General features: G+C 72.7%; 27 protein-coding genes. 13 read left to right on the plus strand and 14 right to left on the minus strand.

The genetic code is table 11. The annotated features are described in order from the left end of the window. Nucleotides 1–58: 58 nt before the first annotated feature. Nucleotides 59–1423, minus strand: coding sequence for an ROK family transcriptional regulator (locus AMK27_RS15155; RefSeq protein WP_073907574.1), 1365 nt, complete (start codon nt 1421–1423; stop codon nt 59–61). 134 nt (nt 1424–1557) lie between these two features. Continuing rightward, nucleotides 1558–2163, minus strand: a complete 606-nt coding sequence (locus AMK27_RS15160) for a TetR/AcrR family transcriptional regulator (RefSeq protein ID WP_073906841.1) — start codon at nt 2161–2163, stop codon at nt 1558–1560. A 117-nt stretch (nt 2164–2280) separates the two neighbouring features. On the opposite strand from AMK27_RS15160, the gene AMK27_RS15165 reads away from it, so the two are divergent. Then, the gene (locus tag AMK27_RS15165; RefSeq protein WP_073906844.1) at nt 2281–3429 is read left to right on the plus strand and encodes an acyl-CoA dehydrogenase family protein; all 1149 of its coding nucleotides are present in this window, start codon (nt 2281–2283) and stop codon (nt 3427–3429) included. Here AMK27_RS15165 and AMK27_RS15170 read toward each other — a convergent pair. Both AMK27_RS15170 and AMK27_RS15175 read right to left on the minus strand, forming a co-directional pair. Then, nucleotides 3404–4069, minus strand: a complete 666-nt coding sequence (locus AMK27_RS15170) for an ankyrin repeat domain-containing protein (RefSeq protein ID WP_079188442.1) — start codon at nt 4067–4069, stop codon at nt 3404–3406. The two genes, AMK27_RS15165 and AMK27_RS15170, sit on opposite strands and share 26 nt — an antisense overlap. Nucleotides 4070–4129: 60 nt before the next feature. Next, nucleotides 4130–4693 (minus strand): GlcG/HbpS family heme-binding protein, encoded by a 564-nt coding sequence (locus AMK27_RS15175; protein ID WP_073907577.1) that lies wholly within the window; start codon nt 4691–4693, stop codon nt 4130–4132. Between the two features lie 430 nt (nt 4694–5123). Between AMK27_RS15175 and AMK27_RS15180 the strand changes: the two genes are divergently transcribed. The 3 genes from AMK27_RS15180 (at nt 5124) to AMK27_RS15190 (ending at nt 7223) form a co-directional block, all read left to right on the plus strand. After that, on the plus strand, nt 5124–5885 hold the full coding sequence (locus AMK27_RS15180) for an SDR family NAD(P)-dependent oxidoreductase (RefSeq protein ID WP_073906847.1): 762 nt from the start codon (nt 5124–5126) through the stop codon (nt 5883–5885). Nucleotides 5886–5995: 110 nt separating this feature from the next. Next, entirely contained in the window at nt 5996–6712 is a 717-nt protein-coding gene (locus AMK27_RS15185) for a TetR family transcriptional regulator (RefSeq protein WP_073906850.1), read from the plus strand. 121 nt (nt 6713–6833) lie between these two features. After that, nucleotides 6834–7223 (plus strand): zinc ribbon domain-containing protein, encoded by a 390-nt coding sequence (locus AMK27_RS15190; protein ID WP_073906853.1) that lies wholly within the window; start codon nt 6834–6836, stop codon nt 7221–7223. A 93-nt stretch (nt 7224–7316) separates the two neighbouring features. Here AMK27_RS15190 and AMK27_RS15195 read toward each other — a convergent pair whose 3' ends face one another. The 4 genes from AMK27_RS15195 to AMK27_RS15210 all read right to left on the minus strand — a co-directional run bounded on the left by AMK27_RS15195 (nt 7317) and on the right by AMK27_RS15210 (nt 11101). Next, the gene (locus AMK27_RS15195; protein ID WP_073906855.1) at nt 7317–8273 is read right to left on the minus strand and encodes an electron transfer flavoprotein subunit alpha/FixB family protein; all 957 of its coding nucleotides are present in this window, start codon (nt 8271–8273) and stop codon (nt 7317–7319) included. Between the two features lie 38 nt (nt 8274–8311). After that, a complete protein-coding gene (locus tag AMK27_RS15200) occupies nt 8312–9097 on the minus strand; it encodes an electron transfer flavoprotein subunit beta/FixA family protein (protein ID WP_073906858.1) in 786 nt (261 codons plus the stop codon). 28 nt (nt 9098–9125) lie between these two features. Further along, entirely contained in the window at nt 9126–10292 is a 1167-nt protein-coding gene (locus AMK27_RS15205) for an acyl-CoA dehydrogenase family protein (RefSeq protein WP_107425576.1), read from the minus strand. Nucleotides 10293–10420: 128 nt separating this feature from the next. Continuing rightward, a complete protein-coding gene (locus tag AMK27_RS15210; RefSeq protein ID WP_073906861.1) occupies nt 10421–11101 on the minus strand; it encodes a ScbR family autoregulator-binding transcription factor in 681 nt (226 codons plus the stop codon). A 130-nt stretch (nt 11102–11231) separates the two neighbouring features. Between AMK27_RS15210 and AMK27_RS15215 the strand changes: the two genes are divergently transcribed. The 3 genes from AMK27_RS15215 to AMK27_RS15225 are packed head-to-tail and all read left to right on the plus strand — an operon-like array spanning nt 11232 to nt 13950. Then, the gene (locus AMK27_RS15215; RefSeq protein ID WP_073906864.1) at nt 11232–12179 is read left to right on the plus strand and encodes a ScbA/BarX family gamma-butyrolactone biosynthesis protein; all 948 of its coding nucleotides are present in this window, start codon (nt 11232–11234) and stop codon (nt 12177–12179) included. Between the two features lie 14 nt (nt 12180–12193). Then, nucleotides 12194–13144: an NAD-dependent epimerase/dehydratase family protein gene (locus AMK27_RS15220; RefSeq protein ID WP_073906866.1), complete on the plus strand. Its 951-nt coding sequence runs from the start codon at nt 12194–12196 to the stop codon at nt 13142–13144. Between the two features lie 41 nt (nt 13145–13185). Beyond that, a complete protein-coding gene (locus AMK27_RS15225) occupies nt 13186–13950 on the plus strand; it encodes an SDR family oxidoreductase (RefSeq protein WP_073906868.1) in 765 nt (254 codons plus the stop codon). 1 nt (nt 13951) lies between these two features. Here the strand turns inward: AMK27_RS15225 and AMK27_RS15230 are convergent, their stop codons facing one another. Further along, on the minus strand, nt 13952–14599 hold the full coding sequence (locus tag AMK27_RS15230; protein ID WP_073906870.1) for a ScbR family autoregulator-binding transcription factor: 648 nt from the start codon (nt 14597–14599) through the stop codon (nt 13952–13954). A 389-nt stretch (nt 14600–14988) separates the two neighbouring features. Then, nucleotides 14989–16497 carry a right-handed parallel beta-helix repeat-containing protein gene (locus tag AMK27_RS15235; RefSeq protein WP_073906873.1) on the minus strand — a complete coding sequence of 503 codons (1509 nt, stop codon included), beginning with the start codon at nt 16495–16497 and terminating at the stop codon, nt 14989–14991. A gap of 278 nt (nt 16498–16775) precedes the next feature. On the opposite strand from AMK27_RS15235, the gene AMK27_RS15240 reads away from it, so the two are divergent. The 4 genes from AMK27_RS15240 (at nt 16776) to AMK27_RS41220 (ending at nt 19970) form a co-directional block, all read left to right on the plus strand. Then, nucleotides 16776–17381, plus strand: coding sequence for a TetR/AcrR family transcriptional regulator (locus tag AMK27_RS15240; RefSeq protein WP_073906876.1), 606 nt, complete (start codon nt 16776–16778; stop codon nt 17379–17381). A gap of 274 nt (nt 17382–17655) precedes the next feature. After that, nucleotides 17656–17862 (plus strand): cold-shock protein, encoded by a 207-nt coding sequence (locus AMK27_RS15245; RefSeq protein WP_073906879.1) that lies wholly within the window; start codon nt 17656–17658, stop codon nt 17860–17862. A 145-nt stretch (nt 17863–18007) separates the two neighbouring features. Beyond that, entirely contained in the window at nt 18008–18373 is a 366-nt protein-coding gene (locus tag AMK27_RS15250) for an ArsR/SmtB family transcription factor (protein WP_073906883.1), read from the plus strand. A gap of 106 nt (nt 18374–18479) precedes the next feature. Further along, entirely contained in the window at nt 18480–19970 is a 1491-nt protein-coding gene (locus tag AMK27_RS41220) for an MFS transporter (RefSeq protein ID WP_079188478.1), read from the plus strand. 19 nt (nt 19971–19989) lie between these two features. Here AMK27_RS41220 and AMK27_RS15265 read toward each other — a convergent pair whose 3' ends face one another. Then, nucleotides 19990–21270 carry a radical SAM protein gene (locus tag AMK27_RS15265; RefSeq protein WP_073907583.1) on the minus strand — a complete coding sequence of 427 codons (1281 nt, stop codon included), beginning with the start codon at nt 21268–21270 and terminating at the stop codon, nt 19990–19992. Nucleotides 21271–21593: 323 nt separating this feature from the next. Next, entirely contained in the window at nt 21594–22259 is a 666-nt protein-coding gene (locus AMK27_RS15270) for a DUF4097 family beta strand repeat-containing protein (RefSeq protein ID WP_073906886.1), read from the minus strand. 246 nt (nt 22260–22505) lie between these two features. Between AMK27_RS15270 and AMK27_RS15275 the strand changes: the two genes are divergently transcribed. Further along, complete coding sequence (locus AMK27_RS15275) at nt 22506–23258, plus strand: GbsR/MarR family transcriptional regulator (protein ID WP_073906890.1); 753 nt, start codon at nt 22506–22508, stop codon at nt 23256–23258. Nucleotides 23259–23282: 24 nt separating this feature from the next. Here AMK27_RS15275 and AMK27_RS15280 read toward each other — a convergent pair whose 3' ends face one another. Further along, the gene (locus AMK27_RS15280; protein WP_073906894.1) at nt 23283–23780 is read right to left on the minus strand and encodes a molybdopterin-dependent oxidoreductase; all 498 of its coding nucleotides are present in this window, start codon (nt 23778–23780) and stop codon (nt 23283–23285) included. 291 nt (nt 23781–24071) lie between these two features. Here AMK27_RS15280 and AMK27_RS15285 point away from each other — a divergent pair, with 291 nt between their 5' ends. Then, nucleotides 24072–24563, plus strand: a complete 492-nt coding sequence (locus tag AMK27_RS15285; protein WP_241847501.1) for an SRPBCC family protein — start codon at nt 24072–24074, stop codon at nt 24561–24563. Nucleotides 24564–24601: 38 nt separating this feature from the next. Here AMK27_RS15285 and AMK27_RS15290 read toward each other — a convergent pair whose 3' ends face one another. Continuing rightward, nucleotides 24602–25021: a hypothetical protein gene (locus AMK27_RS15290; protein ID WP_073906897.1), complete on the minus strand. Its 420-nt coding sequence runs from the start codon at nt 25019–25021 to the stop codon at nt 24602–24604. Nucleotides 25022–25029 lie beyond the last annotated feature (8 nt).

Genomic DNA, 25029 nt, shown 5'->3' on the forward strand with positions numbered 1-25029 from the left:
GGCGGCAGGCCGGTCATCCCGGGTTCGCCGGGCGAGGTCCCCGACGGGAGGCGCGCGGTCAGTGCGCCTCCCGGTCCCGTACGGTCGACGCCCAGGCCGGCTGCTCCTCGACCGTCTCCGTCTCGGCCCGGCGGCCGCCCCGGGCGAAGAAGTCCGCGAGCGGCAGGATCGCCGCGCCGACCGTGACCGCATCGGGGCCGAGGGTGCCCATGCCGATGGCGACGCGGGCCGCCGGGTAGGTGAGCGCGTACTCCTTCGCGTAGCCGGAGACGGTTTCGAGGAAGCGGGTGCCGAGCTGGAGGCCGGCCCAGCCGCCGACCAGGATGCGCTCGGGCTGGAAGAGGTTGATGAGGTCGGCGAATCCGGCGCCCAGGTACTCGGCGGTCTCCGCCAGGACGGCGAGCGCCGTGGCGTCCGGCTCGGTTCGCGGCGCCGTCCCGGGGTCCGCTCCCGGCTCCGTCCCGGGACCCGTCCCAGGAGCCGTGCCGGGTTCGGCCGGGTAGGCCGCGGCCAGCATCGCCGTCAGTGCCGTCTCCTCGTCCGCGCCGGCCGGGGGCACCCCGCCGGCCTCCCGCCACCGCTCCAGGAGGGCCTCCGCCCCGGCGTACGCCTCCAGGCAGCCCTGGGCTCCGCAGCGGCAGCGGCGCCCCCGCACCCGTACCGTCAGATGGCCCCACTCGATCGCCCGGCCCGGTCCCATCGGGTCGTCGACCACGCACGCGCCGACGCCCGAACCGAACAGGACCACGACCGCGCTGCGCGCGCCCCGGCCGGCCCCGAACCACATCTCGGCCTGGCCGAGGGTCTTGGCGCCGTTGTCGATCCAGTACGGCACCGAGGCCGGAAGTTCCACGCTCTCCCGCAGCAGCCGCTCCAGGGGGACCGCGTCCCAGCCGATGGTCTGGCCGTGCACGACCGCGCCGTCCTCGGCGGTGCGGGCGACGATGCCGGGCACGCCGACCCCGACGCCGAGGAGCCGCTCGGCGGGCACGCCCGCGGTCCGCATCACCTCCGCGATGCCCTCCCGGAGGTGGTCGACGACGACCCCGACCTCGTACCGGTCGTGAGGGTCCGCGCTGTCGACGGCCAACGGGCGTTCGGTGCGCGCGAGTTCGGTGAGGGTGAGGTCGAAGAGCTCGATCCTGATCCGGGTCTCGCCGACGTCGACACCGATCATGCAGCCGCTGTCGGGGGAGACCCGGAGCAGCGTACGGGGGCGTCCGCCGGCCGAGTCGACGCTGCCCGCCTCCTCGACGAGGCCCTCCGCGACGAGCTCCGCGACCACGTTGCTGACGGAGCCCGAGCTGAGACCGGTGGCCGGGCCGAGCGAGAAGCGGCTCAGCGGCCCGTCGAAGTAGAGGCGCTGAAGGACGGCGGTGCGGTTCTCGCGTCGCAGATCCCGCACGGTGCGGCCGTTCCGCATGGTCACTTGGGCCCCCAGGTGAAGTAGTCCTGACCGCAACATACCGCTGCCGGGACCACGGGCGCGCTCTTCTCTTGAGCTTTAACTCACATCCTGAAATAAGCCTCCGGAGCGTTCAGGACCTGAACACGGGCTCAGGCCCTGCGAAGGCCGCTGAGGAGCAGCTCGGCCAGCTGCTCGTACGCCTCGGCGTCGGCGAGGCCGGTCGCCGCGGCCAGCTGGCGGCGCTGGATGCGGACCATCACCGAGGAGATGACGTCGGCCGCGAAGGTCACGTGGACCTCGCGGAAGGCGCCGGCCCGGACGCCCTCCTCGATCAGCTGCTGGACCCGGCCCGCCGCCGCGCGTGTGTTGCGCTCGTACACCTCTGCGGCCGGCTCGAAGGCCGCGACGTCGTCGAAGAACTGCGGCGAGACCGGCGCCAGCTCGGCCGAGACCGCCCGCAGATAGGCGGCCAGCCGCTCGGCGGGGTCGCTCGCGGCGGCCAGGACCGCCTCGACCCGGGCCGTCGCGCGCCGGAAGAAGTGCACGACCGCCGCCCGGACCAGCTGCTCCTTGCTGCCGGCCAGGCCGTACAGCGTCCGCTTCGAGCAGCGCAGGCGGGCGGCCAGGTCGTCGAGCGTCAGCCGGGCGAAACCCTCGCCGACCAGGAGGGCGACGAGCTCCTCGAAGAGGGCGGAGCGGCGCGCCGCTCCGCGGCCCGTCAGCTTCAGGGCGTCGGCGGCTGAGGTCTCGATCACCTGGTCAGTATTCCAGGCCGGCGGTCCGAGGGGGGTTGTGGGTGCAACCATCTGCGCTACTCTAAGCGGTACTGCAGTACCATCCCCAGTACCACTTTGCGCGCCGCTGGAGTCGCCATGGATGTCGACCGCCTGCTTCCCACCCCCGAGGCAGCGGACCTCATCGCCCTCACCCGGGAGATCGCCGACAAGGAGCTCTCTCCGCTGGTGGACGAGCACGAGGCCGCCGAGAAGTACCCCGAAGGGCTGTTCGCCACCCTCGGCGAGGCCGGGCTGCTCGGACTCCCGTACCCGGAGGAGTACGGCGGCGGAGGTCAGCCGTACGAGGTCTACCTGCAGGTTCTCGAGGAGCTCGCCGCCCGGTGGGCGGCCGTCGCCGTCGCCACCAGCGTCCACACCCTCGCCTGCCACCCGCTCCACACCTTCGGCACCGCCGAGCAGAAGGAGCGGTGGCTGCCCGAGATGCTGGAGGGCCGCACCATCGGCGGCTACAGCCTCTCCGAACCGCAGGCCGGCTCCGACGCGGCCGCCCTCGCCTGCAAGGCCGAGCGGCAGGACGACGGCAGCGGGTACCGCATCACCGGCACCAAGGCGTGGATCACCCACGGCGGCCGGGCCGACTTCTACGCGCTCTTCGCCAGGACCGCCCCCGGCAGCCACGGCATCTCCTGCTTCCTCGCCCCCGGCGCCGCCGACGGTCTCAGCTTCGGCGCCCCCGAGCGCAAGATGGGCCTCCAGGCCGTCCCGACCACCTCCGCCTACTGGGACGGCGCGCTCCTCGACGCCGACCGGCTCGTCGGCGACGAGGGCCAGGGCCTCCAGATCGCCTTCAGTGCCCTCGACAGCGGCCGCCTCGGCATCGCCGCCTGCGCCACGGGCCTCGCCCAGGCCGCCCTCGACGCCGCCGTGGCGTACGCCAACGAGCGCACGACCTTCGGCCGCCGGATCATCGACCACCAGGGCCTCGGCTTCCTCCTCGCCGACATGGCCGCCGCCGTCGACGCCGCCCGCGCCACCTACCTGGACGCGGCCCGCCGCCGCGACCTCGGCCGCCCCTTCAGCCGCCAGGCCAGCGCGGCCAAGCTCATCGCCACCGACACGGCCATGAAGGTCACGACGGACGCGGTCCAGGTCCTCGGCGGCTACGGCTACACGCGCGACTTCCCGGTCGAGCGCTACATGCGCGAAGCCAAGATCACCCAGATCTTCGAGGGCACCAACCAGATCCAGCGCCTCGTGATCAGCCGGGGGCTCGCCCAGCCGTGACGGAGCTCCGCCGACCCGCCCCGGGGGCGCTTCCGGCGCGAGCGCCGGGAGCACTCCCGAGGAGGTCGGCGATCTCCGTGAGGCCGTGCCGGACGGCGTGGTCGAGGGCCGTGTCGCCGTGCGGGTCGCGGATTCCGGGGTCGGCGCCCGCCGCCAGGAGGAGGGCGACGACGTCCTGGTGCGCGCGGCCGCCCGTACCGAGGATCACGGCCTCCAGGAGGGCCGTCCAGCCCAGCCGGTTGACGTGGTCCACGTCGACGGCCGTCTCCGCGAGGACGGCCCGGACGTAGGCCACGTGGCCCCGCTCGGCCGCCGGGATCAGGGCCGTACCGCCGTAGCGGTTCGTGAGACCCAGGTCCGGGCCCGCCGGGAGCAGGGTCCGCATCATGGCGACGCCGCCCGTGACGCCGGTGACCAGCCAGGGGCTGTCGCACCGGTCGTCCTGGGCGTTCGGGTCCGCGCCCGCGGCGAGGAGGACGCGGGCGGTGTCGACGTGGTCGTGCCGGGCCGCGTGCAGCAGCGGGGTGCGGCGGCGCCGGTCCAGGGCCCCGACCCGGGCGCCCGCGGTGAGGGCCGCGCGGACGGCCGGGGTGTCACCCCGCGCGGCGGCCGCCAGGAGGGTGTCGTCGAGCGCGTTCATGGGGGCCTTCCTCGTACGAGCGCGGGTGCGGGCGCCGGACCGCGGCGGTTACCGCGGTGGTTACTTGCCGAGGGCGGCGACGCCGGCCTGGGCGAACTTCTCGTCGAGGTCGCCCGAGGGGGCGCCCGCGACGCCGATGCCGGCGATGGGCGCGCCCTTGGCGGTCACGGGGGCGCCGCCGGCGAGGAAGAGGGTGCCGGGGATGTCCTTGAGGTGGGGGGCCTGGGCGAGGCGGCCGGAGAGGACGGAGGTCGGGGCGTTCCAGGAGACGGCGGTGAAGGCCTTCTTCTCGGCCGACTCGTAGGACTGCGGGCCCGCGCCGTCGCCGCGGAGGGTGACGAGGGTGTTGCCGTTGCGGTCGACGACGGCGACGGAGACGCGCTGGTTCTCCTTCTCGGCGGCGTCGAGCGTCGCCTGCGCGGCCTTCGTCGCGGCATCGATCGTCAGGTGCGTCGACCGCGTGGTGTTCTTGTTCTTGGCGTCCGCCGCCGAGACCGCGGCGGCGGGGGCGGCCGCCGTGTCCTCACCGGTCGCGCTGGCCGAGTAGGCACCGAAGCCACCGAGGGCGAGCGCGGCGACGACCGCGCCACCGGTGACGAGACGGGTGCGCGAGGTCTTCTTCACGTGCTTCATGGGATCTGCTCCAGTGAACTCGGGGGACAGCGGGGGCCGTCGGTGCTCCGCGGCCCGCTTCTCCTCCATCCTGGAGCCGTCCCCCGCCCCCTCCGGTCGTCGTCCCGGCTGCCCGCGGCGCCCGCAACGGTGGACCCCGGGGTCATCCGATCGGTTGACCCCCCGGGCCGCCCGTACCCCGCGGCCGCCGGTCCGCGGGACCGGGCCGAAGCCCCTCCGGCCGCGAGGAGTTCCACGACGGCGTCGTTTCCGCGATCACCTTCGGACGGCCCTCCCGGTTCCGCTTCCGGGGGCGCGGCCTGCGGTTCTATGGTGGGCGGCGCAGATCGCGCGGACCGCGCGGTCCCCCGCGGGCACGCGCCCGATCCGGCGGCCAACCCGGCGGCAGGGTCGCACCCGCACGACACGCACGAGGAGTTCCATGGACATCGCCGGCTCCGCCGCTCTCGTCACCGGTGCCGCTTCCGGTCTCGGCGCCGCCACCGCCGCGGCGCTCGCCGCCCGGGGCGCCACGGTCTACGGACTCGACCTGGACACGGCCGTGGCCGCTGCCGGGCAGCAGCCCGAGGGCGTCCGGCTGCTCGCCGCGGACGTCACCGACGAGCAGCAGGTCCGCGAGGCCCTCGCGGCGATCGACGCCGACGGCGCCGAGCTGCGGATCGCCGTGAACTGCGCCGGCATTGCGCCCTCGGCCCGCATCCTGGGCCGCAAGGGACCGCACGACCTCGACCTGTTCCGGGCCGTCGTCGGCGTCAACCTGATCGGCACGTTCAACGTGATGCGGCTCGCCGCCGAGGCCATCGCCCGGCACGAGCCCGACGAGCACGGACAGCGCGGTCTGGTCGTCAACACCGCCTCGAGCGCGGCCTTCGAGGGCCAGGTCGGCCAGATCGCCTACGCCGCCTCCAAGGCGGGCGTCGCCGGTATGACGGTCACCGCCGCCCGCGACCTGGCGCAGTTCGGCATCAGGGTCGTCACCGTCGCCCCCGGGATCGTCGACACCCCGATGATGGCCGGATTCGGGGAGGACGTCCGGGCCGGTCTCGCCGCCAGCGTCACCTTCCCGCAGCGGCTCGCGCGCCCGGAGGAGTACGCCCGCCTGGTGACGATGATCGCCGAGCACGACTACCTCAACGGCGAGACGATCCGCATGGACGGCGCCCTCCGGATGAGCGCCCGCTGAGCCCTGGCGCACCCGCCTCCGGGCCTCCGTACCCTCGCTACAGCACTCGGTGCCGGGTCGTTCCGGCACCTAGTGCCGCGTGGTGGCCTTCCGGGTGTTAGGTTCGGGCCATGGGAACAGCCGGATCAGCGTCGACGAACTCCACGAAGCCCGCGATGCGGGACTCCCTCATCGCCGCGGCCTTCCAGCTCTTTCTCGAGCGGGGCTACGAGCAGACCACGGTCGACGACATCGTCACCCTCGCGGGCGTCGGGCGTCGGTCCTTCTTCCGGTACTTCCCGTCGAAGGAGGACGTGGTCTTCCCCGACCACGAGCAGTGCCTCGCCGACATGACCCGCTTCCTCGCGGCGAGCGCCGACTCCGACGACCCCATGGTCCGGGTCTGCGGCGCCGCCCGGCTCGTCATGCGGATGTACGCCGAGAACCCGACCTTCTCCGTGCATCGCTACCGGCTCACCCGCGAGGTGACCGGGCTGCGCACGTACGAGCTGTCGGTGGTCTGGCGGTACGAGAAGACCCTGGGCGACTACCTGCGCACCCGCTGGGCCGACCGCAGGGACGGCACCCTGCGGGCCAACGTGGCCGCGGCGGCCGTGGTCGCCGCCCACAACCACGCCCTGCGGCACTGGCTCCGCTCCGGAGGCGAGGGCGACCCGCTGGCGGAGGTGGACAGCGCCCTGGAGTTCGTCCGCGGCACCTGGAGCCCCGACGCGGTCGCGGCCGCGCCGGCCGAGGAGGCCGAGGACGTGGTCGTGGTGATCACGAAGCGGTCCACCCCCATGTGGCGCGTGGTGCGCGAGGTGGAGTCGAGCCTCGGCGAGAGCTGAGAGCCGCCCCAGGGATCGCGGTATCTCTAATTCAGGGAACTCAGGTCTTTATTTGATGGCACTCAGTGCCATATCTTTGCTCCATGCACGGTCGAGCCGCCGAGTGCGAGGAGAAGGCATCGTGTTCCACACGGGACTGAGGAGCGGGACCGCCGTCCAGGCCGCCGAGGAGGCGGGCCCCGACGCCGAGCTCTACTTCCAGCGCTGCCGCTGGTGCCACACCACGACGTTCCAGCGACTGCTCTGTCCGACCTGCGGGTCGACCGATCTCAACCCCGAACTCAGCGAGGGCGAGGGCGTGATCTCCGTACGGCGCGGGGTCGCCGCCGCCGATGCCGACCTCTGGCCGGTGTACATGACGGAGGGCTTCACCGTCCGCTGCCGGGTCGACGGGCCGCTGCACGCGGTGCGCCCCGGCGTCCGGGTCAAGGTCGCCTCCGGGGTCGGCGTGACCGGTCGCAGGCCGGTCGTCCGGCTCTGCGAGGAGGTCCCCCTCGACGGGTGGATCTGACCCGCCGGACCGTCGCGCGGGACAGACGGAAGGGGCGGGTGGTGGCACAGAGTGCCACCACCCGCCCCTTCCGCGTCATCCGGTGCGGACGGGTCAGCGGGCGCCGATCTCGTCCGTCAGCTGCGGCAGCACCTCGAAGAGGTCGCCGACCACGCCGTAGTCCACCAGGTCGAAGATCGGGGCCTCGGGGTCCTTGTTGACCGCGACGATCGTCTTCGACGTCTGCATGCCGGCCCGGTGCTGGATCGCGCCGGAAATGCCCGCCGCGACGTACAGCTGCGGCGAGACCTGCTTGCCGGTCTGGCCGACCTGGTTGGAGTGCGGGTACCAGCCGGCGTCCACCGCGGCGCGCGAGGCGCCGACGGCCGCACCGAGCGAGTCGGCCAGCTTCTCGACGACCGCGAAGCCCTCGGCCGCGCCGACACCCCGGCCACCCGAGACCACGATCGCGGACTCGGTCAGCTCCGGGCGGCCGGTGGAGACGCGCGGGGTGCGCGCGACGACCCTGGCGGCGTTGCCGGTGAAGGAGACGGTGACGTTCTCGACCGTGCCGGCGGCCGAAGAGGCCTCCGGAGCGGCGGAGTTCGGCTTGACCGTGATGACCGGCACGCCGTGCGTGACCGTCGAGCGCACCTGGTACGAGGCGGCGAAGACGGACTGCGTGGCGACCGGGCCGGTCTCGCCGGCCTCCAGCTCCACGGCGTCGGTGATCAGACCGGAGCCGAGGCGGAGCGCGACACGGGCCGCGATCTCCTTGCCCTCGCCGGAGGAGGTCACCAGGACGGCGGCCGCCCCCTTCTCCTTCGCGAGCTGGGTGAGCGCGTCGACCTTCGGCACGACGAGCTGCTCGGTGAACTCGGCGCCGTCCGCGACGTACACGGTCGCGGCGCCGTACTCGCCGGCGGTGGCGGCGATCGAGGCCGCGGCCTCGCCGGCGCCGAGCACGACCGCCGAGGGCTCGCCGATGCGGCGGGCCAGGGTCAGCAGTTCGAGGGCCGGCTTGCGGACCGCACCGTCGGCGTGGTCCACGAGAACCAGGATCTCAGCCATGATTCGTTGCTCCTGTGGGGTGTCAGGCTGACGGTCGGTCAGATGAACTTCTGGGTGGCGAGGAAGGCGGCCAGCTGCTTGCCGCCGTCGCCCTCGTCCGTGACGATCGTGCCCTTGGTGCGGGCCGGCCGCGCGGCCACCGCGTCGACGAGGGTCCACGCCCCGGCGAGGCCCACCTCGTCGGCGTCGATGTCCAGGTCGTCCAGGTCCAGCTCCTGGACCGGCTTCTTCTTGGCCGCCATGATCCCCTTGAAGGAGGGGTAGCGGGCCTCGCCGGACTGGTCGGTCACCGAGACGACCGCCGGCAGCGGGGCCTCCAGGAGCTCGGTGGCGGCGTCGCCGTCGCGACGGCCCTTCACGAGACCGTCCTCGACGGAGAGCTCCGACAGCAGGGTGACCTGCGGCAGGCTCAGCCGCTCGGCGAGCAGCGCCGGCAGCACGCCCATGGTGCCGTCGGTCGAGGCCATGCCGCAGACGACCAGGTCGAAGCCGGTCTTCTCCAGGGCCTTGGCGAGGATCGCCGAGGTGGCGATCACGTCGGAGCCGTGGATGTCCTCGTCGTTGACGTGGACGGCCTTGTCGGCGCCCATCGACAGCGCCTTGCGCAGCGCGTCCTTGGCGTCGTCCGGGCCGACCGTGACGACGGTGACCTCGGCGTCGTCGGACTCCTCGGAGATCCGCAGGGCCTGCTCGACGGCGTACTCGTCGAGCTCCGACAGCAGGCCGTCGACCTCGTCGCGGTCGACCGTCAGGTCGTCGGCGAAACCGCGGTCGCCGGTCGCGTCGGGTACGTACTTCACACAGACAGCGATCCTCAGGGTCACGGCCTGGCTCCTTTCAAGTGACTGACGATTAAGGGAGGTTGCGGGCCATGACGATGCGCTGGACCTGGTTGGTGCCCTCGTAGATCTGGGTGATCTTGGCGTCGCGCATCATGCGCTCGACGGGGTAGTCGCGGGTGTAGCCGTAGCCGCCGAGGAGCTGGACGGCGTCGGTGGTGACCTCCATGGCGACGTCGGAGGCGAAGCACTTGGCGGCGGCGCCGAAGAAGGTGAGGTCCTCCTTGTCGCCTCCGGCGGAGACGCGCTCGGACTTCGCGGCGGCGGCGTAGGTGAGCTGGCGGGCCGCTTCGAGCTTCATGGCCATGTCGGCGAGCATGAACTGGACGCCCTGGAAGTCGGCGATGGGCTTGCCGAACTGCTTGCGCTCGGTGACGTAGCCCTTGGCGTAGTCCAGGGCGCCCTGGGCGATGCCGATGGCCTGGGCGGCGATGGTGATGCGGGTGTGGTCGAGGGTCTTCATCGCGGTGGCGAAGCCGGTGCCCTCGGCGCCGATCATGCGGCTCGCGGGGATGCGGACGTTGTCGAGGTAGACCTCGCGGGTCGGGGAGCCCTTGATGCCGAGCTTCTTCTCCGGGGCGCCGAAGGACACGCCCTCGTCGGACTTCTCCACGACGAAGGCGGAGATGCCCTTGGAGCGCTTGTCGGGGTCGGTGACGGCCATCACGGTGTAGTACTCGGAGACGCCGGCGTTGGTGATCCACCGCTTGACGCCGTTGAGGACCCAGAAGTCGCCGTCGCGCACGGCGCGGGTCTTCATCCCGGCCGCGTCCGAGCCCGCGTCGGGCTCCGAGAGGGCGTAGGAGAACATCGCGTCGCCCTTGGCCAGCGGGCCGAGGTACTTGTGCTTGAGTTCCTCGGAGCCGGACAGGATCACCGGCAGCGAGCCCAGCTTGTTGACCGCCGGGATCAGCGAGGACGAACCGCACGCACGGGCGACCTCCTCGATCACGATCACCGTGGCGAGCGCGTCCGCGCCCGCGCCGCCGTAGGCCTCCGGCACGTGCACCGCGTGCAGGTCGTTGGCGACCAGCGCGTCCAGGGCCTCCTGCGGGAACCGGCCCTCCTCGTCCACCGCCGCGGCGAACGGCACGATCTTCGCCTCCGCGAGCGCACGCACCGACTCCCGGAGCATGTCGTGCTCCTCGGAGGGCCGATACAGGTCGAAGTCCTTGCCCATGATGTGGAGCTCCCCTAGACGCTTGTGGCACTGAGTACCCTCAGCAAAACACACTCAGTGCCATGACGCCAGAGCGCCCCGACGCTGATCTGCGTCGGGGCGCTCAGGGGACCGGTTGGTCGGTTTTCTTAACCAGACGTGTCCGCGAGGTTTCCTTCCCCCCTCTTGAGCCGCTGAAGGTCGTACTCGGCGGCCAGCCGTCGGGCGCGCTCCTCGGTCATCTCGAGCGTGGTCAGCAGGGCCGGGGTACAGATCGTCGGCAGCACGTGGCGAAGCAGCACCAGAACGCGATGGGTAAGGTCTTTGCGATCGCACAGGATCTGGGACATCGTCTGGATGCCCGCGAAGGCGCCCGAGAACAGCTCGGCCGTGTCCGTCACGTCGACATGGACGAGGAGCTCGCCGCGGGCCTTCGCCACCGTCAGGACCTCCGAGACCTGATCGATCCAGGCCTTGAACGGAGCCGCCCGGTCGACCCCGGTGGCGCCGCTGTCGAGGGCCAGCGCGACACTCGCCCGCACCAGCGCGTCACGCTGCAGCCGGTGGGCGAGCAGGAAGCCCTGGTCCACCAGCTCCTGGAGCTTCACGGGCTGCGGCGTGAGGGGTTCGTCGAGCATCTGGGCGTCGAGCACGCCGAGGGCCAGATCTTCCTTGGAAGCAAAGTGGAAATACAGAGCCCCCTTGGTCACCCCGGCGCGCACCAAGATCTCCCCGATGGTCGTGCGCTCGTAGCCACGCTCCGCGAAGACGGCCGCGGCCGACTCCAGGATCGCCCGCCGGGTTCGGATTGCACGCGCTTGCTGTGCCAAGGCGCCTCCTGCTGTATCGCTGACTGTGCTCGACGTGTGACGTGAAGCATTGAAAAGAAAACCGCGCTGTACGTATTCTATTGAGGGCGGGTCTGCCGCCCAGGGGTGCGCGGGGACGCGAGGGGGAACCATGGATCAGAACCGCCGAGGAGCGACGACGCACGTCCCCGGGGAGTTCGTCCACCGAGCGGACCCCGCCGACATCTTTCCCACCGGCTGGACGCAGCGGGGAGAGAACCGATTCTCCGTCTCTGCTCACTGGCCCGCCTCACATCCCTTCTTCTCTCCGGTGGCCGGGGACCGGCACGACCCCGTTCTGGTGGCCGAGACGATACGCCAGGCCACCATGCTCGTCGCTCATGCGGAATTGGGGGTACCCGTGGACGACCAGTTCGTCATGTGGGACCTCCATTTCGCCGCCGACCCCGCGGCCCTCGCCGTCAACGGCCTCCCGTCGAACGTCACCGTGGACATCCACTTCCCCGAACTGGGCACCCGCCGGGGCCGTGCCAGGAACCTGCCCACTCTCGTGCGGCTCACCCGGGGCGGCCGCCCGCTCGCCACCGGCGGCGGCCTCGCCGGGTACACCTCGGCCGCCGCCTACCGACGCCTCCGCGGCGACCGGATGGCGGCGCTCGGCAGACCCGTCCCCCTGGTCCAGGGGGTCGCTCCGCATCTGGTGGGCCGCCGCCGCCCGCAGGACGTCGTCCTCGGCCCGGGCACCCGGGCCGGCCAGTGGCGGCTGAGGGTCGACACCGACCACTCCACGCTCTTCCGGCGCCAGAACGACCACGCGCCCGGGATGATGCTCCTCGAAGCCGCCCGGCAGGCCGCGACGATGACGACCGGCGGTGTGTTCCTCCCCACCGCCGTGAACGTCTCCTTCGAGCGCTACGCCGAACTCGACAGCCCCTGCTGGATCGAGGCCGAGGTCGTGCCCACCCCCGACCGCTCGACGACCGCGGTCCGGGTCACGGGCCGGCAGGAGGGCGCGCCGGTCTTCGTGTGTACGCTCACCTCCCCGTCCCCGGACCTCGCGGTGGCCGGAGCCGGCCTCGACGGCCGGCTGGCAGGCTGAACCGGAACGGAACGATGGGCCCTCGCATTCTGATCACCGGCGCGACCGGATTCATCGGCGCCCGGGTGGCGTCCGCGGCGGCGACGGCGGAGGAGCCCGCGCATGTCCGTCTGCTCGCCCGTACGCCGGCGGCCGTCCCGGTGGAGTTCTCGGGACCGGGGAGGGAGACCGTCCCCGGCGACCTCAGGGATCCCGTCTCGCTCCGTCGCGCCTGCGCGGGGACCGACGTCCTGATCCACTGCGCCTCGGCGATCGGCGGCGACGCGGCGACGGCCCGCGCGGTCAACGACGAGGGCACCCGCGCCCTGGTGGACGCGGCCGCGGCGGCCGGGGTGACCCGGATCGTCTCGCTGAGCACCGCGTCCGTCCACGGCCGCGGCCCCTTCCGGGCCGCCGCCCCCGGCACCCTGCCGTCGGCGCCGGTCTCGGCGACGAGCCGCACCCGGGCGGCGGGCGACCGGCACGTCATGGACGCCGGCGGGACCGTCCTGCGGCCCCATCTCGTCTACGGGTCGGGGGACCGGCAGGTGATCCCCGGACTGGTCCGGCTCCTCGGCGCCCTGCCCGGCCCCCTCGACGGGGGCACCTCGCTGCACTCCCTGATCGACGTCGACAGCCTGGCGGGCGCCCTGCTCGGCGCCGCGCTCTCGCCGGCGACCGAGCCGGGCGCGTACTACGTCCAGCACCCCGACCCGGTCCCGGTCGGGGAACTGCTCGCGGCCGGCGAGGAACTGCTCGCCCGACGGACCGGGACGGTCCGGGGCGCGGGGGTGGACGTCGCCGCCGCCCGTGCGCTGTTCGCCGCGGTCCCCTTCGCGCAGCACCACCTGGACATGCTCGCCACCGACCACTGGTTCGCGGACGACCGCCCCTGGCGGGAGCTCGGCTGCGACCCGGGGCCGGGCTTCACCGAGGGCTTCGCGCGCCACCTCCCGTGGTACCGCGGCCTCCTCGACCACTCCTGAACAGCTCGACCACTCCTGAACAGAAGGAAGGCGCCACCGACATGTCCGCGTTGGCCGGCAGGACCGCGATCGTCACAGGGGCGAGCCGAGGCATCGGAAGAGGCATCGCCCAGCGGCTGGCCCGGGACGGAGCCCTGGTGGCCGTCCACTACGGCAGCAACGAGGAGGCCGCCCGCGAGACGGTGGGGCTCATCGAGGAACGGGGCGGCCGGGCCTTCGCGTTCCGCGCGGACCTCGAGGCACCCGACGCCGTCGACACCTTCTACGCCGGACTGGACGCGGGTCTCGCGGAGCGCGGCGAGGACCCCGGGTTCGACATCCTCGTGAACAACGCCGCCGCCAGCGGTTCGGGCCGCATCCAGCAGCTCACCCCCGAGGTGTTCGACCGGCTGTTCACCATCAACGTGAAGGCCCCGCTCTTCCTCGTCCAGCGGGGCCTCGACCGGCTGCGGGACGGCGGGCGGATCGTCAACATCTCCTCGGCCGTGACGAAGCACGCCTTCCCCGACTCGGTCACCTACGCGATGACCAAGGGTGCCGTCGACACCATGACCCTCGCCCTCGCGAAACAGCTGGGGCCACGGGGGATCACGGTCAACGCCGTGGCCCCCGGCTACATCGCGACGGACATGAACGCGCGGCGCCGGGCGACCCCGGAGGCGAGCGCGGCCCTGGCGGCGCTCTCGGTCTTCAACCGCCTCGGGGCGCCGGACGACATCGCGGACGTGGTCGGCTTCCTCGTCTCCGACGACGCGCGCTGGATCACCGGCCAGTACGTGGACGCCACGGGAGGGACCGCGCTCTGAATCAGCCCACCGGAGCACGCGCGGCGGGAACGGCCCGACTGCCCGCCGGTTCCAGGCCGGCGAGTGCTCCGGGGGCGGCCAGCACCGGCAGGAGCGTGCGCCACAGTCCGGTGACGGTGCCGGGGGACAGCCACTCGCCGTTCTCCCGGCACAGTGCCTCCAGACCCACGGTGGCGGCCACCACCGTGCGCACCAGGTCCTGCTGACCGCCGTGGCCGGTGGCGAGCAGGCCCTCGTCGGCCGCCTCCGCGAGCCGCTGCTGGACGCAGCTCTGCCATTCCTGGCGCAGATTCAGATCCGTACGGCAGCCCCGGGAGCAGCTGAGCCGGTACCCCGCGCGGACGACGACGTCGTCACGGAGCAGCCGGGCCAGGGAGTGCGTGGTGTCGACGAGGTTCTGCAGCGCGTCGGACTCCTGCCGGTACACGGTCCGGGCCGTCCTGCGCAGGGCCGTGGACGCCTCGTGCTCGACGGCTGCGGCCACCGCGGGCTTGTTCTCGAAGTGGAAGTGGAGCGCACCGGGGCTCACCCCCGCGCCCGTGCTGATCGCCGACAGCTTGGCCAGGGTGTAGCCGTGCTGGTCGAACTCCCTGGCCGCAGACGTGATCAGCGCCTCGCGGGTCCGCGCGGCCCGCTCTTGTTTGGTCACCCGTGGCTCCCGTAGCACCGTGCGTCGCGGTGGCACCGGCGTGCCCGCCCCGTCGCGCCGTTCCGTTCGACGAATCAAAACCGACTGCTTGGTATTGTACGGGCTTTGCGTATGTCTCTGAGCGCTTCGACGCGGCTGGGTGACCGGGAGGCCTCCTGGAGGGGTACGGAACGCTTACGGGTGAGGCGAGTTGAAGGGAGACCGAAGGCGCGGGCGGGTGCCCCCTGTTCCATGGTCGATCCCAACCCGCAAACCGGGCAACAGGTTTGTCGCCCCCTCAGAAGAGGCCTGGCCGCTCCCCGGCGTACCCCTCTGCCGTGCTTCGCCCCATGGCCGGCGACGACGGACACCCCCGGCACCGGCACGTGCGCGCCGGGGGTGCGGGCGGGTTACAACCCGGGGCCGTTGTACGCGCCGCGGTGCGGCTTGGCGGTCGCGGACACCGGGTTCCCCCAGTAGTCGCGGCCCCCGCTGCCGCTGATCACGGAGCCGTTGTTCAGCGCCGGCGACGTGGAGCGGAGCCGGTACCCGTCGGCGGAGGCCAGCGAGTCGCCGCCCGTACCGGGGTTCACGAAGTGCGGGTCGCCCACGATGCCGTTGGCGGTCGGCCTCGGCACGCCCTGGAAGACGTTCCAGAGCCAGGAGATCCCCGCGGCCGTCGGCAGCCGGGAGTCGGTCGTGCCCACCCAGATGTTGTTCTCGACGACGCTCTCGTCGGGCAGGGTGATGCTGAACTTCTTGTCCGTGCAGTAGAGGACGTTGTTGTACATGCGCAGCGCGGACCGGCCCGCGCTGACGCTGCTCATCCGGCAGTCGTTCTCGGAGACGTTGTAGCGGATGACCTGCTGGGCACCGCCGATGGTGCCGCACCCGTCGCAGTCGAGGAAGAAGCCGCCGATGTTGTCGCGGCTGAAGTTGTACTGGATCAGACAGGTGCCGGTGTTGCCCCAGTCGCAGTCGAAGGCCTGGCTGTCGGCCACGGACATCCTGGTGATCCCGTACACCGCGTTGTACTGGATGGTCGGGTTGTGGTCGCCGAGCACCCAGACGCCGGCGAAGTTGCCGCCGGAGAAGGGGTAGACGCCGTTGCCGACGCCGGAGGCGTTGTTGTACTGGATCAGGGGCGCGTCGGCGTAGCTCGCGATGATGCCGTCGCCCCCGACGTCCTTGACGACGTTGTGCTCGATGAGGACGCCGGAGCCCTTGACCGCCAGGGCGCCGACGCGGATCTTGAGGCCGCCCCCGCCGGTGTTGGAGATCTGGTTGTGGTGGACGCGGACGTCGTGGAGGGTCGAGCCGGTGCCGCTCGCCCCCGTGACGATCCCGGCGGACTGGACGAAGTCCTCGGTGGTCGGGCTGTTCTTGCTCGTCTGGCCTGCGACACGGTCGACGACCAGGTTCCCGATGTCGAAGCCGCGGTGCGCCTTCCCGTCGGTCGCGGAGATCCGCAGTCCGGTACGGCGGGCGAGGGAGGCGGCGGGGTTCGTCAGCTTCAGTTCGCTGATCCGCCAGTGGTCCTGATCGGTCAGGGAGACGGCGTCCGGTGCGCCGCCGCCGTCGATCACGGGCAGCGCGCCGGTGCCGTAACGCGTCAGTGTGATGGGGGCGGTTGCGGTGCCGCTGCCCCGGGGGGCGAGGGACCCGGTGCAGAGGGTGCCGGACGCGAAGGCGAGGGTGTCCCCGGCCGCGTACGTCCGCCCGTTGGCCTGGGCGATGCTGTTCAGCGGCGAGGCCTGGCTGCCGTCGCCGGCGGCCGGGCGCGAACAGTCCACGTAGGTGGTGCTCCCGGCGGCCGAGGCGGGCGCGGTGGGGAGGACGACGCTGCCGGCGAGGGCGAGCGCGACGGCGATGAGCCCGCCGACCGTCGCACGCCGCCCCGGGAATGCCTCCATGGTCATGACGCGACACCTTTCTCGAGGTCTGGTGCCGCCAGAAGCTAGGTGCGGCCGATGAGCGAGTCAATGCAGAAGTGTCGAATGATCGAATATCGATCAGGATGCGGTTGATTGGTCGACTTCGGGGCCGGAGCGGTCCTTCCCCGTCGGGCGGGGGTGTGCGGGGAGGCGGCCTCCAGGGGGAGCTTCGTGGAGGCTCCGGGAGCGCTCCGGGGGGGGCGGCTCGGGACGGCTCCGGGGGACGGCTCGGGGTGGTGCCCGGTGGCTACAGTGGGGGCACGATGACACGTTTCCGCGAGAGCGTTCGGTCCCTGCTGCGCGAGCAGGTGCTCGACGCCGCCCACGGCCTCGTCGCCGCCGACGGCTGGAGCGGGCTGCGCATGACCTCCATCGCGCGCGCCGCCGGTATCAGCCGCCAGACCCTCTACAACGAGTTCGGCTCGAAGGAGGCCATCGGCAAGGCCCTGGTCCAGCGCGAACTGGAGGGCTTCCTGCTCGGCATCCAGGGTGAACTCGACGCACATCGCGGCGAGTTGGAGGCGGCTGCCGCCGCCGGGGTGGGCTACACGCTCCAGCAGGCCGTGGATAATCCCCTCGTCAAGGGCGTCCTGCTCGCGGACCGCGGCGGCGAGGACGACCTCCTCGCCTACCTCACGACCCGCCCGGAACCGGTCTTCGGGACGGCGATGGCGATGCTCGACGCCTACGCGGTCGAGGCCTGGCCCGATGTGGACGACGAGTCCCGCGGACTCGCGGTCGAGACGATCGTGCGGCTCACCGTCAGTCACATCGTCCAGCCGGTGGCGTCACCGGAGGAGTCGGCGCGGCGCATCGCCGCGATCACGGCGAGGATCGCGTACCCGGGCGTCAGCGGCCGACGAGCCTGACAGGTCTACGGGTCTGACGGGCCCGACGGGTCTGGCGCGTCCGACGGAAGGCGTGAAGAGGCCCGGTGGCGGACACGGGGGATCTCCGACACCGGGCCTCAGTTGAAAACTGTACTAGACCCGGGTGAGTGGTCTGCACCACCCGGGTCGGGTTCCCCCGCCGACGGGCGGGGAGCGGCCGCGCGGGGTACAAGTCCCCTGAGGCGCGGATGCGGGTCGACCGGGGTTCTCACCCCTCCGCCGCGCCCCCCGTGACGACGACGAGGAGGCCGCCGTGGGAGGCAGAAGCAAGGGGTTCGTGCAGTCCTTCAACCGTGCCGGCGGATACGGGTTCGTGGTTCCCGTGGACTCCGAGGACCAGGTGTACTTCAGTGCCGAGGACATCGAGGGCGAGGGCCGCACCCTTTCCGAGGGGCAGCAGGTCTCCTTCGTCCTGGTGCTCGGCGACGGCCGCTTCGAGGCGAAGGAACTGCGCGTCTGACGGACGGGCCGGGCCTGGGTGCTCCGGCCCCGCTCGGCCCGGCCGGCACCCGGGCCGGGCCCGCACCCGGGCCCGGGGCGGTGTGGGGCGTCGGTGGTCTCCGGGTGCGGCCGCGCGGCCGTCTCCGCCTGCCTACGATGGGCCCATGTCTGAGCGCGTAGATCCCGCGGCCCCGGCCGCGTCCCGGCCGCACGAGCGGACGCCGGGGGCGCTCGAACTCTCGGCGGCGGCGGAGGTGTTCGGCCTGCTCTCCGACCCGACCCGGCTGCACCTGGTCTGGCTGCTCACCCGCGGCGAGGCCGATGTGACCGCCCTGACGGAGGCCTGCGGGGCCGCGCGCCCCGCCGTCAGCCAGCACCTGGCCAAACTGCGGCTCGCCGGACTCGTGCAGTCCCGCAAGGACGGGCGCCGGGTCGTGTACGCGATGCCGGACGGGCATCTGAAGCGGCTCGTGGTCGAGGCGATCAGCCGCGCCGACCACGAGGTGAGCGGCGAGCCCTGGCACGACTGAGGGCCGCCCGCCCGCACCCCACCCGGCGTCAACATGTGCGCAAGTATGCACATGTCCGCTACGTTGGTGAGGTCCACAGTCCGCCGTGGCCGACCGGGGCGTCCTCATGCTGTCCGTGCTGCGCAACCCCACCTACCGCCGCCTCTTCTGCGCCCAGGTCGTCGCCCTCACCGGCACCGGCCTGGCGACCGTGGCCCTGAGCCTCCTCGCGTACGACCTGGCGGGCGCGAACGCCGCCGCCGTCCTCGGTACGGCCCTCGCCGTCAAGATGGCCGCGTACGTCGTCCTCGCCCCGCTCGTCGGCGCCCTCGCCGACCGCGTCCCCCGGCGGGCGCTGCTCGTCGCCATGGACCTGGCGCGCGCGGCGGTCGTGCTCGCGCTGCCGTTCGTCAGCCGGGTCTGGCAGGTGTACGTCCTGATCCTGCTGCTCCAGGCCGCCTCGGCCGCCTTCACACCGGCCTTCCAGGCGACGATCCCGCAGGTACTGCCCGACGAACGCGACTACACCGGCGCCCTGTCGCTCGCCCGGCTCGCCTACGACTTGGAGAGCCTGGCGAGCCCGGTGCTCGCCGCCGCACTCCTTACGGCCGTCCCGTACGCCTGGCTCTTCGCCGGCACGGCCGCGGGGTTCGTCGCCTCCGCGCTCCTGGTGCGCACGACGACCCTGCCGGACCCGGACCCGGACCCGGCACCCGACCTGCACCCGGACTCGGACCTTGCCCCGTACCCGGCACCCGACCCGGACGGCGGTCCCGGCGCAGCCCCGGACGCCGGCCACCCTCCGGTCCCCGGCCACGCCCCGACCCCCGGCCACGCCCCGGTCTCCAGCCCCGCTCTGTGCCCGGGCCCGGACCCGAAGCACATCGGTAGCGCGGCCGGCGCGGCCCCCCGCCCCGGTGCGTACGCCGGGGCGGTCTCCGGGATCCGGCTCGTTCTGGCGGCCCCGCGCCTGCGCGCCCTCCTCGCCCTCGACCTGGCCGTCGCGGCCGCCGGGGCCGTCGTCCTCGTCGACACCGTGATCCTCGTCCGCGACACCCTCGGCCGTCCCGCCGGGGACGTCCCCCTCGCCCTCGGCGCGTACGGCGCGGGCTCGATGGCGGCGGCCCTGCTGCTGCCACGCCTCCTGGAACGCGCCGGCGACCGCGCGGTCATGGTGCGGGCCGCCTTCCTGCTGCCCGGGGCCGTGGGGCTGCTCGCCCTGGGCCTCGCGCTCCCGCCCGGGGCCTGGTCCTGGCCCGCCCTGCTCGCGCTCTGGCTGGTCACCGGCGCCGCGGGCTCGGCCGTGCTCACCCCGGGCGGCCGGGTGGTGCGCGGCTCCGTCCGGAGCCGCGACCTGCCGGCCGCCTTCGCCGCCCGGTTCTCCCTCTCGCACGCCTGCTGGCTGCTCACCTACCCGCTCGCCGGCCTGCTCGCCGCGACGGCCGGCCCTGCGGCCTCGGCGGCGGTGCTGACCGCCGTGGCCCTCGCGGGGGCCACGGGCGCGGCGTGCCTGTGGCCGCGCGAGGACCCGGCCGCCGGCCGGCGGACACCCGCCCCCGCCTCCCGCGAACGGGGCAGCCGCGTCTCCGGGCCGTCCAGGACCACGTCGAGCCCCTAGCCGGAACGCCTCGTCCCGGCTACTCGCCCGGCTCCGGCGGCAGCGCGTCCATGAACGAGCTCACCGAGAACACCGCGCGCCCCGGTCCGGCCGGCCCGTACCCGGGCGGCGCCGTCAGGCCGTACTCCTGCAGCGTCGCCGTGTATGCCTCGAGCAGCCGCAGGTGGTACTCCAGCGGCGCCCCGTCCGGGTTCTCCCGGCCCAGCGGGGTCGTCGGCTCCGGGCACCAGGTGGTGAACCGGGGCGTGATCCCGCGCGACATGAAGAACCGCAGGCCCTCCCGGGTCGAGGCGATCGCCTCGTCGACCGTCAGGAAGCCGGAGGGCTTGGCCATCTCGACGCCCGCGACGAAGTTCGGGATGACGTTGCGCGGCCCGAAGACCTCGGCGGAGTCCAGGATCCGGCGGTGCCACTCGTCCCGGCCGATGTAGCGCTCCTTGCCGGGGCAGTACAGCTCGAACAGCCGGCGGTCCCACACCTCGTAGTTCGGGTGGTAGATCCGGATGCCGTAGTCGTGGAACCGCTGCACGTCCTCCTTCGGCAGCGCCTGCGCGACGACCTTGCCGATCCAGCGGCCGGGGAACCGCTCCTCGATCGCGCGGGCGTACTGCCCGTAGAAGTCGGCCTCGTCCTTCCCGCCGACCTGGGACGTGACCGCCCCGCCCGTGAGGGTGTACGCGGTGGAGGTGCGGGCCGTGTCGTGGCGGTCGATGATCTCCAGCGCCTCCAGGACCTCGTCGACCGGCTTCACCCCGGTGTAGGGGCGGCCCGCCGCCTTGTGCTGGCGCCAGTTGTGGTTGATGTCGCAGTACTGGCACTCCTCCTTGGCGCCGAAGTACTGGCAGACCCGGAAGACCGTCAGATAGATCAGGTACCCCCACTGGATCGTCGGCGCGACCTCCATCACGGACTTGCCGTTCGCCAGCGGGTGCCGGTAGTACTCCGGCATCGGCGGCAGACCGACGTCGGCGATCCTGACGCCGTCGAGGAACAGCGCGAGCGCCCCGTCGCCGTCCGGCGCCACCCGGTAGGGGGACGACGGGTTGACCCGGACGGACACCACCGTGCGGCGGAGCCCGTACGGCCCGCCCGTGAGCACGATCTCCTCCGGCGGGCGGTTCAGCGCCGCCTCGCCGAGCTCCGGCAGCGTGCGGTGGTCGAAGGAGAAGATGAAGTACGACTTCGGCTTCACCTCGCCGCCCTCGTTCCCGCTCAGCGCGGACGGGTCGAAGGCGAGCCCGCCGCGCAGCAGGTCCTCCTTGAACACGGCCTCCGCGGGGACTCCGGGGAAGCGGTCCATGAGGGATTCGACGACGGCGGTACGGGTCGGGGCGGCGCTGGACACAGGCGGATCTCCAGGTGAGGGACGACGGGAGCCGACACACCTCACGCTACGCGCGCGTACGCCGGTCCCGTCGACCGGGACCCGCCCGGCGGCCGGGGGGAAGGGCGGCCGCGTACCCCCGGCCATCTGCCGTCCGTGAAGCCCGCCGTACGTCACACCGGCGAGAGGGTCTGACGGCGCGATGGGAACGGGAACGCCGACGCGGTGGGAACGGGAACGCCGACGGGGCGGCGCCCTCCGACTTCCGGTCGGGGGGCGCCGCCCTCGGGCGGTCCGCATCAGAGGCTGCGGGCGGTGATGTCGCCGTAGGAGGTGGTGGCGTGGAGGGTCAGGGCAGGGCTGCCGGTGTTGGCGAGGGCGTTGTGGACCCGTCCGTAGCCGGTGCCGGCGTCGAGGGTGGCGGAGACGCCGCGTGCGGCGCCGACCGCGATGTCGCCCGCCTGGGTGTGCAGGACGACGGTGCCGCCCTTGGCCTCGGCGACGCGGAGGTCGCCCTTCTGGGTGCGGAGCTCGGCGGAACCGCCCAGCCGGCCGACCGTGATGTCGCCGGCGAGCAGGCCGAGGTGGGCGCTCGCCGCCTCGTCGAGCTTGACCGGACCCTGCGCGGCCTCGAAGACGACGTCCCCGAGCCGGCCGACGCCCCGGAGTTCGGCGGCGGCGGCCTTCGCCTCGACCCGGGAGCCGGCCGGGAGCTGGACCGTCACCTCGACCGATCCGGAGTCGCCCAGGATCTTGTTCTTCGCGGGGGCGGAGGCGATCCGCAGGACACCGTCGGCGAACTCGACCGTGACCTGCTCGGCGGCCTTCACATCGGCGCTCTTGGCGGCGTTCACGGGGCGGATGTCGACGGTCGCGTCGGCGCGGTCGGCGGCGATGAGCTGGATGCGGCCGGCCGTGATGTCGAGGACGGCGGCGATGGCGGCGGTGGTGGCGAACTTCTGCATGGTGCTGCTCCTTCGTCCTGGTGGGCCGCCCTTGCGGTGACCCGCTGTTTCCGATGAGGGAAAAGCTACGTTGCGTTCGTGGGTATGGCAACTGACTCGTTGTGTATGGGCCCTGTATTAGCAGGTCAGAGCCGGTAATTCATTGCAATGGGTCTGCGCTTAATGCAACGAGCGAGGCGAGTTGCGTTGCAATGGAGTGCCGGCGAACGCTATAGTGGGGTCCCCCAGAACCATGAAGGAGACCCGATGCCGGGCGGCAGACTCACCCAGCAGGAACGTCAGCAGATCGCGCTGGGACTGGCGGACGGCCTCGCCTACGCCGAGATCGCCCGGCGTCTCGACCGCCCGACCTCGACGGTCACGCGGGAGGTCATGCGCAACGGCGGCCCCACGGCCTACCGCTCCGACCTCGCCCACCGGGCCACCGAGCACCGGGCCCGCCGCAAGCAGGCCGCCACCCGGGACGCGACGGCGCCCGTGCGGGCCGACGGGCGCGACGCCGAAGCGGTGCGCGCGTTCGAGGAGGTCTTCACGACCGTCCTCATACAGTCGGGGACGCCCAGGATGATGGCCCGGGTGATGGCCTGTCTCTGCCTCACCGACTCGGGCAGCCTCACCGCGTCCGAGCTCGTCCAGCACCTCCAGGTCAGCCCGGCGTCCATCTCCAAGGCGATCGCGTTCCTCGACAGCCAGGGGCTCGTGCGCCGCGAGCGCGACGAGCGCCGTCGTGAGCGCTATGTCGTCGACGACGACATCTGGTACCAGTCGATGATCGCCAGCGCCCGGGCCGCCCTGCAGATCGTCGAGACCGCCCGTCAGGGCGTGGGCGTCCTCGGTTCCGACACGCCGGCCGGTGTCCGCCTGGAGGGCATCGCCCGCTTCCTCGAGTTCGTCTCCGAGAGCACCGCCAGGGCCGCGGAGCAGGCCCGCGGAATCCTCTCCGCGAAGCCCGCGACGCCGGATTCGGGGGCTCCGGCGCCCGCGACGACGCCGACGTAGACGACGACCCGGCCTACTCCTCCGTCACGTACACATGCTCGGAGGGCAGGCCCCGATCCAGATCCCCGTCACGGCGCTGACGTACCGGGCGCCGCACCGGTCGGAGGGGACGACGAGCTGGGTACCGGCCGCGTCGAGGTCCGCGCCGTCCATGCGGGTCGCGAGGAGCACGGGGGCGTTGCCGAAGTCGGCGTCGATCTCCGCCCACGACAGCACCGTGTGGTGGCCGTCGCCTCCGCTGACGGCGAGCAGGAACCGGGAGCGCTCCTTGCGGCGGGCGGGGTCGAAGTCCGGCCGGACGTGCCGGAGCACCTCGCGGAGCAGCGGCCCCTCGAAGGTGTGGTGCTGGGGGCCGGCGGTGGCGCAGTCGAAGACGACCTCGGCGCGGTGCTGCTCCCAGCCCGTCCGGAGGTCGGCGACGGTCAGACGGGCCGGCTGGGCCACCTCCCCCCACAGCGTGAACGCGGTGGACACGTCCGTCGGAGCTTCGTGCGCGGCGGGCGGAGCGCTGGGTCGACTCATCGGAATCCCCTTCGGACGGCCTGTGCGGGCGACTGCGCCCAGTGATACCCGACCGCCGGATCGAGGAACCGTGCATGCCAACTGAATCCCACGATTCAGCCGGTGATTGTGAGCTTTCTACGAGTTCCCTGTTCTCATTCTCCGGTCCAAGCTCTCAAGGAGGCGGCGGTCCCCACGCGGCCCCGTTCCCTGGTCCCCTTCCCCCGTCGTCCCGCCGGCGCCTCGACATGCTGAGGGAGGCCGGTCTCGTTACGCTGCGCAAGGAGAGGCCGAGCGAAGCGAGAAGCCCTGATGACGATCCCCCCGACCCCCATGGACACCGTCACCCTGGAGCGGCGCATCGCGGCCCGCCCCGAGACCGTCTTCGGCTTCCTCGACGACCGGGAGAAGTGGCTGTCGTGGATGGGCGCCGACGGCTCGTTCTCCTTCGAGCCGGGCGGCTCGTACCGCACCCGGGTCACCGGGCAGAGCGTCGCCTCCGGCCGTTTCATCACCGTCGACCCGCACCGCCGGGTCGTCTTCAGCTGGGGCTGGGAGTCCGGCCCCCTGCTCGTCCCGCCGGGCTCCAGCACGATCGAGATCACCCTCGCGCCCACCCCGGAAGGCACCCTCCTGCGCCTGATCCACAGCGGCCTGCCCTCCACGGAGGCCTGCGAGGCCCACGCGGAGAGCTGGCAGCACTACGTGGACCGGCTCGCGACCCGGGCCGAGGGCGGCGACCCCGGCCCGGACCCCTGGCTGCGGGACGGGCCGGAGAACGGGCGCGACCCCTCGGCGGGCTGAGCACCGGACACGGGCGCGGGGTCAGGCGGGGGCGCGGGTCAGGCGCCCACCGGAACCGGCGCGCGGCCCGGGGTCGCGGTGCCGAGTTCGCGGACCAGCCGGAGGCCGAGTCGCAGGTACGCGCCCAGGTCCGCGCGCGGGGCCCTGCGGACGAGCTGGCGGATCGCCTGCATCGCCTCCCAGGCGGAGGTGTGCGCCAGGGACCCGCCCCAGCTCTCCCCGAGACCGTCCGAGAGGTACGCGCTGAAGCCGAGCTGAAGGGCGCCCGCCCGGCGCCGCTCCTCCTCGTGCGCGTCAAGCGCCTGCACGAAGAATCGTTCCGCCTCTACGGGGGGAAGAGCGGAACCGATGATGCGCAGGTACGGCGCGACGAGCGACGCGACCTCGGGGCACTCCCCACCGGGAACGGCCGTGTCATGGAGGACGGGAGCGGCGGCGTGAGCGCGTGTCTGAGTCATGCACCTAT

It is taken from the genome of Streptomyces sp. CB02009 (assembly GCF_001905825.1).
GTDB lineage: Bacteria > Actinomycetota > Actinomycetes > Streptomycetales > Streptomycetaceae > Streptomyces.